Raw genomic sequence first — 15,734 nt, forward strand, 5'->3', positions numbered from 1 at the left:
GGCTGCAACATCGCAAAAAAGAAGTCGTTTTAATTTTGAAAAAAAACATAACAGGTTAGTGCGTTAAGGATTGAACGGTTTGTTTGAGCTCCTTAAAAAGAGCGAGTAGTGAAAGCCTGACCTTTAGGTAACGCCAAATTAAATTAAATCCCACTTTCGTGGGAACTAAAGATGAAAGCAAAAGAAATACTTAATCATTGTAAACACAGGCCTTTTGATTACCCTTCACGCGCTTGGAAATTTTACCAAGAATGGAATGATGCTATTTTTTTACATTGGGAAATAGATTGTAATTTGATAAGACCTTTACTTCCAAATGGTTTAGAATTAGATGTTTTAAACGGAAAAACCTGGGTGAGTTTAGTGGCATTTAACATGAATAATATTGGAATTAGAAGCCTCCCTAAACTACCACATATTTCCGATTTTCATGAAATAAATATTCGTGTTTATGTTATATGTAATAATAAACCTAGTGTCTATTTTTTAAGCATGGAAGGTAGTAAACGTTCCTCGTGCAAAGTTTTAAAGTCCATTTCTAAATTTCCGTATTATCCTTCTAAAATGAAACGTACCTCTTACAGTTTTGCATCTTCAAACAAGAAAGAAAACAATTGGTTTTTTACAGAATATCGATTAGAAAATAATCCCGTAATTAAAGACGAAACAGATAATTGGTTGACGGAACGTTATGCTACTTTTCAAGATTATAAAGGTCAATTTTTAGAATACGACGTACATCATGTTGCTTGGCCAATGCAAGCTATTGAGATTAAAAAACTAGAAATACATTACCCTAAATTAAATCATATTCTTAATAATTATCCAAGTAAAATACATTATTCTAAAGGTGTACAGGTTTTAACTTGGGATAAAAAGAAATTAGCTTTATGAAAAACCTTAAACCTTATTACGCAGTTATTTTTACTTCAACTCAAAATGAAAATATAGAAGGTTATGTAGAAATGGCTGAAAAAATGGAAATTCTAGCAAAACAGCAAGAAGGCTTTTTAGGAATAGATTCTGCTAGAGACAATGTTGGAATTACTGTAAGTTATTGGGAAACTATAGAAGCTATTAAAAACTGGAAACAGCAAACAGATCATTTAACAGCACAATTAAAAGGAAGACAAGACTGGTACAATTGGTATCATGTTAGAATTTGTAAAGTAGAACGTGAATATGCGTTTAATAGTTCGTTTTAATACAAAAAAGTTACAACAGAAGCAATTAGAGCTTGTTTCGTTTTACTGCAATAAAAAAATTATCGCTTTAAAGTAAAATGCCCTTTCATTTCTTGATTGTCTAAAATGACAATATACCAATAATCTGCACTTGGAAGTTCTTGATTGTTAAATGTGCCGTCCCAAACAAAAGGACTGTTTTTAGCGCTTTTTATAAGCTTTCCAAAACGATCAAAAACATACACTTCGGAAGTATTATAATTCTCCATTCCATTTAAGTTAAAAGTATCATTATATCCATCATTATTTGGTGTGAAAAAAGTAGGAATTGCAAAATGCAAATGTGTAATTATCACTGGATTACAACCTCTTACATCTTTCACATACACAGTATTTAAACCATTTTCTACATTATAAAACGTATTACTAGACTGGTATTGAACTCCATCTAGAGCGTATAAAAAATCGCCCATATTTGTAGTTTCGACAACAATATCATTTCCAACAGATATAACACTTTCGATAATTGGTTTATCTATTTGAGTAACTTGAAAATTAATAATTTCGGTAGTACAACTATCGGATATTTCTACAGAATAATTACCTGGATTACTAATTGTTATACTTTGTGAGATTTCTCCCGAATCCCAATCGAAATCTGGGTTTATTAAAGTGGTATTAGCAAATAAAGTGATGTCTTCTCCTTCGCAAAAGCTGTAGGACTCATTACTCTCTGTCATAGGTTCTATTCCCCTATTTTCCCATTCACATGTTATAGGATTAAACTGAAAATCATCCCAGCAAGTTACATTTGGAGGCTGTACATCTTGAAATCCAATATTTTGCCATGTACAAGTTGTTGTATCAAACTGATAATCGTCCCAACAGTTTATAATTGGTGGCTGTACATCTTGCATACCATTATTTTGCCATGCACAAGATGCTGTATCAAATTGGTAATCATCCCAACAATTTACATTTGGTGGTTGTGCATCTTGCACTCCAATATTTTGCCATGTACAAGAAGTTGTGTCGAATTGAAAAGCATCCCAACAGTTCACATTTGATGGTTGTATATCTTGTGTTCCTATATTTTGCCATGTACAAGTTGTTGTGTCGAACTGAAAATCATCCCAACAATTTACAATTGGTGGCTGTATATCTTGCGAACCATTATTTTGCCATGTACAAGATGCTGTATCAAATTGGTAATTATCCCAACAGGTTATATTTGGTGGTTGTGCATCTTGCACTCCAATATTTTGCCATGTACAAGTTGTTGTGTCAAACTGATAATCGTCCCAACAATTTACAATTGGTGGTTGCGTATCTTGCGAACCATTATTTTGCCATGTGCAAGAAGCTGTATCTAATTGATAATCATCCCAACAAGTTATATTTGGTGGTTGTGGTCCTGCTTGTGTAATGATCACAGAAAAAACATCTGAAAAAGTTATACAATCTGCATTATTTAAGTTTGTTGCATATTCAGCAACTTTTGCTCTGTAATATATAGTAGAAGTGACTCCAGAAACCGTTAAGGTAGCATTTGTTTCTCCTATAATATCTCCCCAAGTAATTCCATCTACACTTTCTTGCCACTGATAAAAATGACTACTAAAAACCGTATTATCTGGTGTTGCAGTAAAAATGGTATTATAAGGTGTATCTACACTACATAAAGCAGCAGCATTATCGCCTGAAGAATCTGTAATCCCTATAAAGTCACCACAACTTTTAAAAACAATATCATCAATCGCTAAATCGTTTCCACAACCACCAATTCCATTATTAATCATTTTTAAAATCACAGAAGTTTGAGCAGGTAATGTTTGAAATACTAATGCGTATTGTTCCCAATTAGGAGAATTAGTTTCAAAAATATCTCCTGTATTACCACTAGCTAATCTATTAGTGTCGGTATTATCCCATATTTCAAATCCAACATTAATTGGAATGGTTCCTGAAGAAAGTGTAGAACAAAACCCACCAGCAATCACTAGATTCATCATCCATGCAGAAAACTCATAAGTAGTATTTTCACATAAACCAGAAACAATAGTTCTATAAAACTCACCAGCAGAAAAACTCGCATTTACAACAAGCATTTTTCCATTAATATCACCAGCAGTATGGTCTTGAATTGCATGCCAACCAAAAGTGTTTCCAGAAGTGGTATTCATAACCGAATAAAATCCGTCATTCGGAATTCCATTAAAATAAGAATACGTTGTAGTACCAGCTGGTAAAGTCGTGTTTGTTGTTCCAGTACCAAAGGTTTCTGTAAAAATGGAATCGCCAGAATTTCCTTGACAAAAACCTAATTGCGCAAGTATATTTCCGGTAGAAAAAAACACAAGAAAAATTAGGAAAACATTATGATATACAAGGCTTTTTTTCATCTAAATCTATTATTGTAAGATTTCTAAAATAACTATATTTATTGAATTACAAATAAGATAAAAGAACTAAAACTAAAGATGTGCAGTTCATGTATAGGTTAAAAAGTTATATATATAAGAATAAAGTAAAATCTACAGTATTAGTAGTGCTATTACTTGCTTATTATTTCTGTTTACCGAAGCAACTTTTTAAAGACCCAACAGCAACAGTGATAACAAGTTCTAATAATAAACTTCTTGGTGCACAAATTGCAAAAGATGGACAATGGCGATTTCCAGAAAACGATACTATACCAAAAAAATTTAAAACTTGTATTATTCAATTTGAAGACGAATATTTTTACAAACATCCAGGTTTTAATCCTATTTCTATATTTAAAGCACTAAAACAAAACATACAATCTGGGGAAGTAAAACGAGGTGGAAGTACCATTACACAACAAGTAATTCGTCTTTCAAGAAAAGGACAGTCTAGAACTTATTTCGAAAAAATTAAAGAAATCATTCTTGCTACACGATTAGAATTTCGCGAAAGCAAAGAACAAATATTATCGTTTTATAGCAGTCATGCTCCTTTTGGCGGAAATGTAGTTGGTATTGATGCTGCATCTTGGCGCTATTTTAATAGAAATGCAAACCAATTATCATGGGCAGAAAGCGCGACACTTGCTGTTTTACCTAATGCACCAAGTTTAATTTATCCAGGGAAAAACCAAGAACGATTACGAGCAAAGCGAAATCGTTTATTAAAAAAACTACTAGAAAAACAGATTATAGATTCACTCACCTATACTTTATCGATAGCTGAAGGTTTACCACAAAAACCATATCCTTTACCACAAACAGCACCTCATCTATTACAAAAAATAGCTAAAACAAATTATGGGAAACGCGTACAAACCACCATTAAATCTGGACTGCAAAATCAAGTCAATGCTATTGTAAAAAATCACTATAATTTATTGAAACAAAATGAAATTTACAATATATCTGCCTTAGTTTTAGATGTAAAAACGCGACAAGTGTTAGCCTATGTAGGTAATACACCTACAGACAAAACACACCAAAAGGATGTAGATATTATAGACAAGCCAAGAAGTACAGGAAGCGTTTTAAAACCATTCTTGTACGCTGCTATGTTAGATTCTGGAGATTTGTTACCTAATACTTTAATTGCAGATGTGCCAACACAATATGGCAACTATTCTCCTGTAAATTTTAATAAAGAATACGATGGTGCCGTTCCTGCAAGTCGTGCTTTATCTCGTTCTTTAAACGTACCTGCTGTACGCATGCTTCAGGAGTTTGGTTTAGACAGGTTTCATCATTATTTAAAAAAATTAAACCTAAAAGATTTAAAATACAACGCAAATCATTATGGCTTAACATTAGTTTTGGGGGGTGCAGAAAGTAATCTCTGGGATTTATGTAAAAGCTATGCTTCGTTATCTTCAACCATAAATCATTACTCCGAAAATTCTAGTCAATATTATACCAATGAATTTTGCGAACCTACTTTTTTAGCTTCTGAAAAAATAGATTTTGGAAAGAAAACTTCAGAAAAAACCTTATTGGATGCAGCTTCCATTTACTTAACATACGAAAGTTTAAAAGAAGTAAACAGACCAGAAAGTGATGAGAGTTGGGAATTTTTTGATGGTTCTAAACAAATCGCCTGGAAGACAGGAACCAGCTTTGGTTTTCGTGATGCTTGGGCAATTGGTACTACTAAAGATTATGTAGTTGGTATTTGGGTTGGTAATGCAGATGGCGAAGGAAGACCAGGTTTAGTAGGTGTGCAAACAGCTGCTCCAGTTTTATTTGATATTTTTGATGTTTTACCAAATAGCGATTGGTTTGTAAAACCTTTTGATGAAATGCAAAAAGTTCGCATCTGTACAAAAAGTGGTTATAGAGCGACAGAAAACTGTGAGGAAATCGAAAATAAATTCATACAGGTTAGCGGATTAAAAACGAAACCCTGTCCGTACCATATGCTTGTGCATTTAGATAAAAACGAAAAGTATCAAGTAAATTCCTCGTGTGAAGATATTAGTAACATGGAAAACAAATCTTGGTTTGTACTTCCACCTTTAATGGAATTCTATTACAAAACTAAAAATCCTTTTTACAAACGGCTACCAAAATTTAGAAGCGATTGTTTAGGCGAAAACCCTGTTTCTATGCAATTTATTTATCCAAAAGAGAATACAACTGTTTTCTTGCCAAAAGATTTTGATGGAAACACGAATGAACTGGTTTTAAAAATTGCACATTCTAAACCAGAAACTACTTTATTTTGGTATGTAGATACTGTTTTTGTTGGTACTACAAAAGACATTCATGATTTGGCAATACTACCAAAAGTAGGAAAACATAAAATTACTGTTGTAGATGCTTTTGGCAATGAAGTAAAGCGTTTTATTACGGTTTCCAAATAGCTATCGTAAAGAAATCCCTTTCGCGCACCACCAAGGGTGCATTTCTATTTTTAATCTTCCAGCTTGTACCATAGGATCTAGATTCGCCAAGCTATCTGCTATTTTTTTAGTTGGCACATTATACACAGTAATACCACGAATATCTCCATCGTCACCAAAAGGTCCCGATAAATCTGCATAACCCTCGGCATACATTCTGCTTAAATGTTCTAAATGATCCTCTTGTAATGCTTTTGCTTCTTCTTCATTCTGGTTTCTAATTGGTCCCGTTTTTAAGAAAGCCATAAAATATTTTTGCATGATTACGGTATCTTTGGTTTTTTCATCTACATAATTAAACGTTTCAAAACCTTTGGCTTTAAGTTCTGCTAATACATTAGCGACAGATTTTTTTACTTCCTGTATATCAGGAACTACTTCTTCAATAACTTCTTCTTCTGGAACGGTTGAAATTTTGTTGGTTATCGTTTTACTCTCTTTTTTGCATGCAAGAACCGTTGTACATACAAGAATTAAAATTATAATTTGTTTCATAGTTAATGTTCTTTATTTGTCCAAGTAGTATATGGGTTGTTACTTAATTGCGAGTTGTAATATTTTATTTTACCTGTAACTTCTTTACCAAGCCAATGTGGTTTTGTGAATAATTCAGCTTCGGTTTGTAATTCTACTTCGGCTACAATTAATCCTTCATTTTTACCAAAAAATTCATCTACTTCAAAAATATGATTATTTACTTTAACTTCATACCTAATCTTATCAATAACTCCTTTTTTACAAAGTTTCAAAAGATCTTCTGCTTCGCTTTTAGAAATTTCTTTTTCCCACTCAAAACGAGATAATCCGCTTTTTGAAGATGCTCCCTTTATGGTTAAAAAACCTTGTTCTCCTTTTAACCTTACACGAACGGTTCTTTTTTTATTAGTACTTAAAAACCCTTGAACAATCTTTGTATGCTTAAAAGCTTCGTCTTTAAACAGTGTAGATTTTACTAAAAATTTACGTTCTATTTCTAAGTTATGCATTTGTTTTTGTTTTATTGTGAATATGAATAGTAGAAAGTGAAATTAATGTAACTGCAGACCAATAAGTACTAGAAACTAAAAATTGTGCGATAGTAAAATCTGCAATAAACCTTCTATACGATAGTACAGAATCGGAAACTAAAAACAAAGAAGCCCCTATTGCAATTAGTAAAAAGCCATATTCCTTTTTCCAAACATATAAGTTTATTGCTTGCCAAGCCATAAGCACAATACAAGTTACATATAGAATTACTGGAATCATTAAATTACCTAAATGGTCTTTTAAATTAAAAAAGATAAGACTAGCTATTATTAATAACGGAATTAGTGTTTTAATGTTCCACAAAAAACCATTAATGGTTGTAAATCCATACACAAAAAATAAGTGACCAATTAAAAAGGAAGCTAAACCAAAAACAAAATAGGTATCAAACATTAAAAAAACATCTCCAAAAAGACAAAACACCAAACCAATTAATATAATATTCTTGTATGGTTTTAGTCCATTTTTAGCATATAAAAAAGGTAATAGTATTACTAGTATGGTAGATAATGGCTTAAAAATATAATGCATTATAGTATTCTCTATGTAAGACGAAATGATGGTACAGAGTACAGAAATTATTATTAAAATGAGAAGAATACTTTTTTTCATGAATTGTTTCATTCTATTATTGTCTAAATTTACATCATGTCTAACGATTTACCAATACGAAAAATTATTCATGTAGATATGGATGCTTTTTATGCATCTGTAGAGCAAATGGATAATCCCGAATTACGAGGCAAACCTATAGCTGTTGGTGGTGGAGGTACTCGAGGAGTGGTAAGTGCTGCAAGTTATGAAGCTAGAAAATTTGGAGTACGAAGTGCTATAAGCGGCGCACAAGCAAGACGAAATTGCCCAGAACTTATTTTTGTAAAACCTAGATATGATAGATATACAGAAATTTCTAAAAAGGTGAAAAAGATTTTTTTCGATTATACAGATTTGGTAGAGCCACTTTCTTTAGACGAAGCCTATTTAGATGTAACCGAAAACAAAAAAGGAAACCCTAGCGCATCTTTACTTGCAAAAGAAATTAGAGATCGTATTTTTAATGAGGTTGGTTTAACAGCTTCTGCAGGAATTAGTATCAATAAGTTTATAGCAAAGGTTGCAAGTGATTACAACAAACCTAACGGGCAAAAAACAGTAAATCCCGAAGAGGTTTTAGAATTTTTGGAGGTTTTAGATATCCGAAAATTTTATGGTGTTGGTAAAGTTACCGCCGAAAAAATGTATCAAAAAGGCATCTTTACAGGAAAAGACTTAAAGTCTAAAACGCTAGAATATCTAGATGAAAACTTTGGAAAATCTGGACGATACTACTATTATATTGTTAGAGGAATACATAACAGTGAAGTAAAACCAAACAGAATTAGAAAATCCCTTGCTGCAGAACGTACTTTTCATGAAAATCTTTCTTCTGAAATATTCATGCTAGAAAAACTAGAACATATTGCTGCCGAAGTTTCTAGACGATTGTATAAAAGTAAAGTAGCAGGGAAAACAGTCACCTTAAAAATTAAATACAGTGATTTCACATTACAAACTAGAAGTAAAACATTACCATATTTTATAAGTGATTCTAGTATTATATTAGAAACTGCAAAAGATTTATTGTATCAAGAAAAAATGAGTAATTCGGTGCGATTGCTTGGTATTTCGCTCTCTAATCTAAATACCGAAAAATCTAAAAAACCTAAAGTTGTTAAAAAGGAAGTAACCGTTCAGCTACAGTTTGATTTTTAAAGCTACAGCAAATTAGCAACAGGCTCTATTTTTTCTTAAAATTTTCAAGGATTAAAAATAAAACAGCTATATATAATCAATTATTTAAAACCCATTAAAAAGTAAAACAAGCACTTCTTTAAGCGTATGGATTGCCTTATATTTAAAGGAATAAATTATTTTAAAAAACATGTTATGAAAAATTCAATGCTATTCTGTACGTTATTCATCGCTATTCTTTTTTCAAGTTGTGTTAACAAAGAAGAAAAGCCAATAACTTCAAATTCGGATATAGTTGCTTTAAAGGAAGTAAAAAAGGAAACTAAAAAAGAGTTGAAATTTACAAATGAACAATTCTACGATGCTGAAGGAAATTTTTTAAAAGAAAAGGCTAAAGATGCTTTAATAGAAATGCTAGAATATCATAATTATCCTGTTTTTGATGGTTTACGTGAAAAAATTTGGCTTACCGATTACAACAAAGGTAAATATGCCGAGTTAGGCCTAGCCTCTATTATGTTTGTAAACAACAAAGAAGACAAATACATGCTTATGGATATCTTTTTATTACCAAACCAAATGCTAGGAGAGCATATGCATTTTGCTGCAGAAGGAAATCCAGTGAAAATGGAAGGTTGGTTAATAAGACATGGGAAAAGTTATATAGTAGGTGTAGGCGAAGATAATAGCGAGCAATTTCCACAAGTTGTTGTTCCAAAATCACATTGGGATGGTAAAGTAACTACCAAACATATTATAGAAGCAAATGAAGGTGATTTTGCATCTTTAACAAAAGCGGAATCTCCACATTGGCAAATGGCAGGACCTGAAGGTGTAGTGATTACAGAAGTAGGAAATGTACATACCAATTCTGGTGTTCTTCGATCCGATCCTGCTATGAATTAAAATTCAATTAAAACGTTACGGAATGTTATGATTTTTAACCATTTGATATTGAACCGCTTCCGTCATATCTTTTAAATTAAAATGTCCATAGGGTGAGGAGCTGTATGTTTTTTCTCCATTTTGTCCAGGAATTCTAGAAGTATATTGTCCATAAACAAGATTGCCATAACCAATAATCTGATCTGCTGTAGACCAAATTGAATAGGTGTACGCTCCTTCATAATTTGTAGTACTATTTATATCTACTAAATAATCGGAAACACCATAAGGTCCATAACCCCACCATAAATAACCAGGATATAAACCGTTATCATTATCGCAAGTTGCAGTTGCACCATTTACTTGATAACAAGAAACCAAACCTTGATTAGCTCCTGCAATACCAACAAATGCGTCTACTGAAGACGTTAAAGAGCTTCCTAAATTATAATTACCTACTGCTGCATCATAACCGCTTCCTCCTTTTATGGCTTTTCTACCTAAAGTAACTCCCATAGAATGCGAAATAATATCCACTTTTGAAGCACCAGTATATGTTTTTACTGCTTGAATAAATGCTCTTATTTGAGTTAGATATGCATAAGAATGGTATTGGGATCCTGATTGATAGGCATCTGCCGGCCCCCAAGTAAAACCATATAACTCTGCATTAGTATATCCTTGAGATACAAAATAATCTCTAGAATCTGTCCAACCAGATTGTCCAAACACATCTCCTAACGCTTTATCTGAATTACCATGAATAAATATGACTGGTTGATTTACGACTTGGTCTGTAGAGTTTATTTTACCTCCAAAACTACCACCTATTAAATCGTTTCTTAGGAAGTCATAATTCCCATAACCATTAGATTGTAGCCAAGATTGAAAATCGTTTGTAATAGCATCTTGAATTACAACACCAATTTTAGATTGCGAAGTAGTGGATGGGTTTAAATAGATAAAATCCTCTTCTTCTGCTTCGCATCCAAAAAAGGAAATAACTATAAATACCAAAGGAATAATATAAGTGAATTTTTTCATGATTTTGATTGTTTGTTGTACGTAATGTAACCCAAAACAAAGAAAAAAGTAGCTCTTGATAAAAATACAATCCCTAGACTATTATGATTAATCAAAAAAAATGAAAATATTAAATATTTGATAATCAGATAGTTAAATTAAATTTTAAGCTTTTAATTTTAGGGATGACTATCATTTAAGTAGCTACAAAGTGGAATATTAAAACCATTTAGAATAAAAAACCAGCGACAAGGACGTAACTTGTTCTATTAGATATATTTTATACTCTTGTATTTGCTATTCTAGCTTTTAGATTAAAAAAAGCAAGATATTACTCGATGTTTTAAATATCACTTTTAGCTTTTATAACATCTCGAAATGTTGGTACATTCTCTGAGATACTTCCTACTCCTTTTTTATTTACTTTAAAAGTAACATCTTTAGTTGTTGTAAATAAAATAACGGATAAAAATGGGTTTAATAAATAGGGCTTTAAAAATGCAAAAGCCTCTTCTAAAGAAAATTCGTGTACCTCATCTTCTATTTCTCTTGGTCTATAATGCAGTTTTACTAAAACCATAGAATTATTTTCAGAATCAAGAGGTCTTACAAATATGTTTTTTAATTCTAATTTACCAATAGTTTTTGCCATAGTTAATTTGGCAAATCGGTCTTCTTGAATACTATCTTTTACTTGTTCCCAGAAAAGAAGAAATACATCTTGGTATGGCATAAATAAAGTTAAATGTTATGATTGTCAAAAGTAACATTAATAATTCAATTCGTATATTATTGTTAGGCTTGAAAATGAAGTATTAAAAAACCAGCTACATTACTGTAACTGGTTTTCATTATTCTTCTATTCTCGATTTCGCGTTAGCGATAGAACGGTTTGTTTGAGCTCCTCGCAGAGAGCGAGTAGTGAAAGCGCGACCCTTGTGGTAACGCCCAAGTGTTTAGAAACTACAGCTAGTAATTTCGGTTACACGTAAAGTATTTACCATTCCTTTTTCTTGTATTGGCATTGCGGCAAGGCTGATTAGCATGTCGCCAACTTCTAAATATCCTTTTTTACAAGCTATTGCATTTACATCTTCTATGGTTTCGTCTGTGCTTACAAACTTATCATAATAGAATGCCTTTACTCCCCAAAGTAAGTTGAGTTGGGTTAATATGCGTTTGTTGGATGTAAATACTAGGATGTGTGAGCTTGGTCTCCATGCCGAAATTTGAAATGCGGTATATCCACTATTGGTAAGTGTTGAAATACCTTTTGCATTAATTTCGTTTGCCATATTTGCTGCGTGATAACATATAGATTTAGTGATGTATCTTTTGGTACGAATATGTGGTGGCAATTGTGGTACTTGAATAAGTGGTGAGTCTTCTACACTTTTAATAATGTTAGACATTTGTCTTATTACTTGTACTGGATATTGCCCAACGGAAGTTTCACCAGAAAGCATTACTGCATCTGCACCATCCATTACAGAGTTGGCAACGTCATTAACTTCTGCTCTTGTTGGTGTAAGGCTAGAAATCATGGTTTCCATCATTTGCGTTGCAATAATCACTGGGATTCTAGCTTTTTTAGCACGTAAGACTAATTGTTTTTGAATTAAAGGAACTTGCTCTGCAGGAACCTCAACACCTAAATCACCACGAGCTACCATTAAACCATCGCAATAGGCAACAATTTTATCGATGTTTTCTACAGCTTCTGGTTTTTCAATTTTTGCAATAATTGGAATTTTATGATCGCTATGTTTTTTAATTAGCTCTTCTAACTGCATTAAATCTTCTGCATGACGAACAAAGGATAAAGCCATCCAATCTACTTTTTGAGAAATAGCGAAGATTGCATCTTCAATATCTTTTTCGGTTAAAGCAGGTTGCGAAATATTAGTGTTTGGCAGATTAACTCCTTTTTTAGATTTAAGAGGTCCTCCTTGTATAACTTTTGCTTTTACTTCGGTTTTTTTATCTGTTGAGACTACTTCAAAAATAAGTTTACCATCGTCTAAAAGAATACGCTCTCCAGGTTTTGCATCTTGTGGAAAACGATCGTAGGTCATATAAACACGTTCCTTTGTTCCTTCAAAACGTTCGCCCGTTGCAAAAATGATTTCATCTCCTTCATTTACAATAACATCTCCTTTCATTACACCTACGCGTAGTTTAGGCCCTTGTAAATCTCCTAAAATTGCAGCATTATATCCAAATTCTTCGTTTAGTTCACGTATCATTTGGATGCGCTCTTTTACATCTTCGTAATCGGCATGCGAAAAGTTAATTCTAAACACATCTACTCCTTCTTCAAGCATTGCTTTTAAAACTATTTTGGTGCTTGTTGCTGGTCCTAGAGTTGCTACTATTTTTGTTTTTTTTCTTTTTAACATTAGTTAAATATTAATTGGTCTGTAGTTTTTAATTTGTTTGCATCTATACCAAAAGCAGTTACTACTTGAGGTATTTCTAAAATTTTATTCAAAGCTTGTTTTTCTAAGTGTTGATTAGGGTCTTCACTTATCTTTAGTATAAAGTTTACTTTTTTATATTCTGGAATTAAATGTTTTGTTTTAGTAAATTTCTCTTCGTTTATAAATAATGAAGTAACATCTACTGTGTCGCTAACTTCTATTTTGCTAATGTTAGAAACTAAATTCCAAATGGTTAATTGTTTTTCATCTTCCCATTCAAAAATAGAATAACTAGAAGTGTCTTTATATTCTATATCAACGGTTTTTCTTGTAAGATTTAACCCTAAATGTTTATTAAGTAAATAGGCCAATCTGTAATCTTCAATAGAGCAATGTATGCCTATTAGAGCATAGTCTATATCTTCTATAAAGTCTTCAAGAATTAGTTTTCGCAAAATGTTAATTCCTTTTAATTATTGTAAATATAGTATTTAAAACGAATAATTATGTTAAGCAAAAGGTAATATTAGCAGGAGTTTTTAACGAAAACGTTATAGTTTGTATATTATTTTTTAAACGGAAGTTCCTCTAGGAATTTGTTTTTGTAAAGCAAAAAATGCTCGTTTAGAAGCTTTTTCTTCAGCTTTCTTTTTAGAAGTTGCTCGTGCTTTAGAAATGACTTTTTTCTCTATGGATAGTTTTACAGAAAAATGTCTAATATTATCGTTTCCTGTATCTTCATAAACGTCGTAATTAAAGTTTTTCTTTTCTTTTTGACACCATTCAATAAGTAAACTTTTATAGCTAATTACTTTACCTTCTAATGTTTCGATGTCAACATGTGGTGTGATTACGCGTTTGTAAATAAATTTCTCACAGTATTTATAGCCTTTATCTAAAAATATTGCTCCTACTAAAGCTTCAAATAAATTACCATGAATATTATCGCCAAATTGGCCTTTTGGTATTTTGCTTTCTACAAGTTTAATAAGCTCCAGCTCTCTACCAAGTTCATTTAGGTGCTCTCTACTTACAATTTTAGAACGCATCTTAGTAAGATAACCTTCGTCTCCACTTGGTACCTCTATATATAAATGATGTGCAATTACAGCACTTAGCATCGCGTCTCCTAGAAATTCTAGTCGTTCATAATTAATAGCATGACCTTTGCTATTTTTTATGTTCATAGAACGGTGTGTAAAAGCCGTTTGGTAAACTTTTATTTGCTTAGGTTTAAAGCTTAAAATTTTAGTAATTTCCATAAAAAAATTCTCGTTGCCTTTAGCACGAGAATTAAATATGTTACTTATGTAGCTCATTCAAAAATTAATCTAACTTCTTAAATAAAACACAAGCATTATGACCACCAAAGCCAAAGGTATTACTCATAGCAACTTTAACCTCTCTTTTTTGTGGTTTATTAAGCGTTAAGTTTAATTCTGGATCTATATTTTCATCTACTGTAGTATGGTTTATTGTTGGAGGAACAATACCATGTTCCATTGCAAGTATAGATGCAATAGACTCAATAGCTCCTGCTGCTCCTAATAAATGACCAGTCATAGATTTTGTAGAGTTTATGTTTATATTTTTTGCATGCGCGCCAAATACTTCCGAAATAGCTTTAAGCTCTGCAACATCTCCTAAAGGTGTTGAGGTACCATGTGTATTAATATGGTCTACTTCTTCTGGTTTAACTCCTGCGTTTTCTAAACAATTTTTCATCACAGCAATAACTCCAATTCCATCAGGATGTGGTGCTGTCATGTGATGTGCATCAGAAGACATTCCGCCTCCTAATACTTCTGCATATATTTTTGCTCCTCTTGCTTTTGCGTGCTCATACTCTTCTAAAATAATAGCTCCTGCTCCTTCTCCCAATACAAAACCATCTCTGGTTGCATCAAAAGGTCTAGATGCTGTTTCTGGACTTTCATTTCTAGTAGATAATGCATGCATAGCATTAAAGCCTCCCATTCCTGCAATAGTTACTGCAGCTTCACTTCCTCCGGTTACTATAACATCACAATGTCCTAAACGAATATAATTTAAAGCATCAATCATAGCGTTAGCAGAAGAGGCACAAGCAGAAACTGTTGTATAATTAGGTCCCATAAATCCATGTTTAATAGATATGTTACCAGGTGCTATATCTGCAATCATTTTTGGGATAAAGAACGGATTAAATCTAGGTGTTCCATCTCCTTGAGCAAAGTTTAAAACTTCGTTTTGAAATGTTTCTAGACCTCCAATTCCAGCGCCCCAAATAACACCAACACGTAGTTTGTTGATGCTGTCCAAATTCAGCTTAGCATCTATGATAGCTTCATCGGAAGCTATCATAGCATACTGAGCAAACTTGTCCATTTTACGCGCCTCTTTTCTATCAAAAAAATCGGTAGCGTTAAAGTTTTTTATTTCACAAGCGAACTTGGTTTTGAACTTTTCGGTATCAAAATATGTTATAGGTGCAGCACCACTTTTACCACTTAATAAGGCTTCCCAATATTCATCTTTGGTATTACCAATAGGTGTTAATGCGCCTAGACCTGTAACTACAACTCGCTTTAGTTCCATAAA

The 15,734-nt window shown here is 32.4% G+C and carries 15 protein-coding genes; 5 read left to right on the top strand and 10 right to left on the bottom strand.

What is annotated here, in order from left to right:
* Positions 1-171: 171 nt before the first annotated feature.
* Entirely contained in the window at positions 172-894 is a 723-nt protein-coding gene (locus Q4512_RS02390; RefSeq protein WP_303421227.1) for a YqjF family protein, read from the top strand.
* Positions 891-1,205, top strand: coding sequence for an antibiotic biosynthesis monooxygenase (locus tag Q4512_RS02395; protein ID WP_303421229.1), 315 nt, complete (start codon positions 891-893; stop codon positions 1,203-1,205). The genes Q4512_RS02390 and Q4512_RS02395 overlap by 4 nt, the downstream gene beginning before the upstream one ends.
* A 59-nt stretch (positions 1,206-1,264) precedes the next feature.
* On the opposite strand, the gene Q4512_RS02400 is transcribed toward Q4512_RS02395, so the two are convergent.
* Positions 1,265-3,586, bottom strand: coding sequence for a T9SS type B sorting domain-containing protein (locus tag Q4512_RS02400; RefSeq protein ID WP_303421231.1), 2,322 nt, complete (start codon positions 3,584-3,586; stop codon positions 1,265-1,267).
* 89 nt (positions 3,587-3,675) lie between these two features.
* Here Q4512_RS02400 and pbpC point away from each other — a divergent pair, with 89 nt between their 5' ends.
* Positions 3,676-6,027: a penicillin-binding protein 1C gene (gene pbpC, locus Q4512_RS02405; RefSeq protein ID WP_303421233.1), complete on the top strand. Its 2,352-nt coding sequence runs from the start codon at positions 3,676-3,678 to the stop codon at positions 6,025-6,027.
* On the opposite strand, the gene Q4512_RS02410 is transcribed toward pbpC, so the two are convergent.
* Genes Q4512_RS02410 through Q4512_RS02420 form a run of 3 tightly spaced genes read right to left on the bottom strand, consistent with a single transcriptional unit; the run spans position 6,028 to position 7,707 of the window.
* The gene (locus tag Q4512_RS02410) at positions 6,028-6,561 is read right to left on the bottom strand and encodes a YciI family protein (protein ID WP_303421234.1); all 534 of its coding nucleotides are present in this window, start codon (positions 6,559-6,561) and stop codon (positions 6,028-6,030) included.
* Positions 6,562-6,563: 2 nt separating this feature from the next.
* Entirely contained in the window at positions 6,564-7,052 is a 489-nt protein-coding gene (locus tag Q4512_RS02415) for a CYTH domain-containing protein (RefSeq protein ID WP_303421235.1), read from the bottom strand.
* Entirely contained in the window at positions 7,045-7,707 is a 663-nt protein-coding gene (locus Q4512_RS02420; RefSeq protein WP_303421236.1) for a lysoplasmalogenase, read from the bottom strand. The genes Q4512_RS02415 and Q4512_RS02420 overlap by 8 nt, the downstream gene beginning before the upstream one ends.
* Before the next feature lie 36 nt (positions 7,708-7,743).
* Here Q4512_RS02420 and dinB point away from each other — a divergent pair, with 36 nt between their 5' ends.
* Positions 7,744-8,847: a DNA polymerase IV gene (gene dinB, locus Q4512_RS02425; RefSeq protein ID WP_303421237.1), complete on the top strand. Its 1,104-nt coding sequence runs from the start codon at positions 7,744-7,746 to the stop codon at positions 8,845-8,847.
* 174 nt (positions 8,848-9,021) lie between these two features.
* Entirely contained in the window at positions 9,022-9,732 is a 711-nt protein-coding gene (locus Q4512_RS02430; RefSeq protein WP_303421238.1) for a hypothetical protein, read from the top strand.
* Between the two features lie 15 nt (positions 9,733-9,747).
* On the opposite strand, the gene Q4512_RS02435 is transcribed toward Q4512_RS02430, so the two are convergent.
* The 6 genes from Q4512_RS02435 to fabF all read right to left on the bottom strand — a co-directional run bounded on the left by Q4512_RS02435 (position 9,748) and on the right by fabF (position 15,731).
* Positions 9,748-10,755, bottom strand: a complete 1,008-nt coding sequence (locus tag Q4512_RS02435; protein ID WP_303421239.1) for a lipase family protein — start codon at positions 10,753-10,755, stop codon at positions 9,748-9,750.
* Positions 10,756-11,077: 322 nt separating this feature from the next.
* Positions 11,078-11,467: a hypothetical protein gene (locus tag Q4512_RS02440; RefSeq protein ID WP_303421241.1), complete on the bottom strand. Its 390-nt coding sequence runs from the start codon at positions 11,465-11,467 to the stop codon at positions 11,078-11,080.
* Between the two features lie 223 nt (positions 11,468-11,690).
* A complete protein-coding gene (gene pyk, locus Q4512_RS02445) occupies positions 11,691-13,133 on the bottom strand; it encodes a pyruvate kinase (protein WP_303421243.1) in 1,443 nt (480 codons plus the stop codon).
* On the bottom strand, positions 13,133-13,609 hold the full coding sequence (locus Q4512_RS02450) for an IPExxxVDY family protein (RefSeq protein WP_303421245.1): 477 nt from the start codon (positions 13,607-13,609) through the stop codon (positions 13,133-13,135). The genes pyk and Q4512_RS02450 overlap by 1 nt, the downstream gene beginning before the upstream one ends.
* 117 nt (positions 13,610-13,726) lie before the next feature.
* A complete protein-coding gene (rnc, locus tag Q4512_RS02455) occupies positions 13,727-14,473 on the bottom strand; it encodes a ribonuclease III (protein WP_303421247.1) in 747 nt (248 codons plus the stop codon).
* A 7-nt stretch (positions 14,474-14,480) separates the two neighbouring features.
* Positions 14,481-15,731, bottom strand: coding sequence for a beta-ketoacyl-ACP synthase II (fabF, locus tag Q4512_RS02460; protein WP_303421249.1), 1,251 nt, complete (start codon positions 15,729-15,731; stop codon positions 14,481-14,483).
* Between the last annotated feature and the right edge of the window lie 3 nt (positions 15,732-15,734).

Source organism: Oceanihabitans sp. 2_MG-2023 (assembly GCF_030547245.1).
Taxonomy (GTDB): domain Bacteria; phylum Bacteroidota; class Bacteroidia; order Flavobacteriales; family Flavobacteriaceae; genus Oceanihabitans.

Bases quoted from the DNA above. Each gene is read 5' to 3' on its own strand.
- Q4512_RS02390 (WP_303421227.1), top strand. From the start codon at position 172: ATGAAAGCAAAAGAAATACTTAATCATTGTAAACACAGGCCTTTTGAT.
- Q4512_RS02395 (WP_303421229.1), top strand. From the start codon at position 891: ATGAAAAACCTTAAACCTTATTACGCAGTTATTTTTACTTCAACTCAA.
- Q4512_RS02400 (WP_303421231.1), bottom strand. From the start codon at position 3,586: ATGAAAAAAAGCCTTGTATATCATAATGTTTTCCTAATTTTTCTTGTG.
- pbpC (WP_303421233.1), top strand. From the start codon at position 3,676: ATGTATAGGTTAAAAAGTTATATATATAAGAATAAAGTAAAATCTACA.
- Q4512_RS02410 (WP_303421234.1), bottom strand. From the start codon at position 6,561: ATGAAACAAATTATAATTTTAATTCTTGTATGTACAACGGTTCTTGCA.
- Q4512_RS02415 (WP_303421235.1), bottom strand. From the start codon at position 7,052: ATGCATAACTTAGAAATAGAACGTAAATTTTTAGTAAAATCTACACTG.
- Q4512_RS02420 (WP_303421236.1), bottom strand. From the start codon at position 7,707: ATGAAAAAAAGTATTCTTCTCATTTTAATAATAATTTCTGTACTCTGT.
- dinB (WP_303421237.1), top strand. From the start codon at position 7,744: ATGTCTAACGATTTACCAATACGAAAAATTATTCATGTAGATATGGAT.
- Q4512_RS02430 (WP_303421238.1), top strand. From the start codon at position 9,022: ATGAAAAATTCAATGCTATTCTGTACGTTATTCATCGCTATTCTTTTT.
- Q4512_RS02435 (WP_303421239.1), bottom strand. From the start codon at position 10,755: ATGAAAAAATTCACTTATATTATTCCTTTGGTATTTATAGTTATTTCC.
- Q4512_RS02440 (WP_303421241.1), bottom strand. From the start codon at position 11,467: ATGCCATACCAAGATGTATTTCTTCTTTTCTGGGAACAAGTAAAAGAT.
- pyk (WP_303421243.1), bottom strand. From the start codon at position 13,133: ATGTTAAAAAGAAAAAAAACAAAAATAGTAGCAACTCTAGGACCAGCA.
- rnc (WP_303421247.1), bottom strand. From the start codon at position 14,473: ATGAGCTACATAAGTAACATATTTAATTCTCGTGCTAAAGGCAACGAG.
- fabF (WP_303421249.1), bottom strand. From the start codon at position 15,731: ATGGAACTAAAGCGAGTTGTAGTTACAGGTCTAGGCGCATTAACACCT.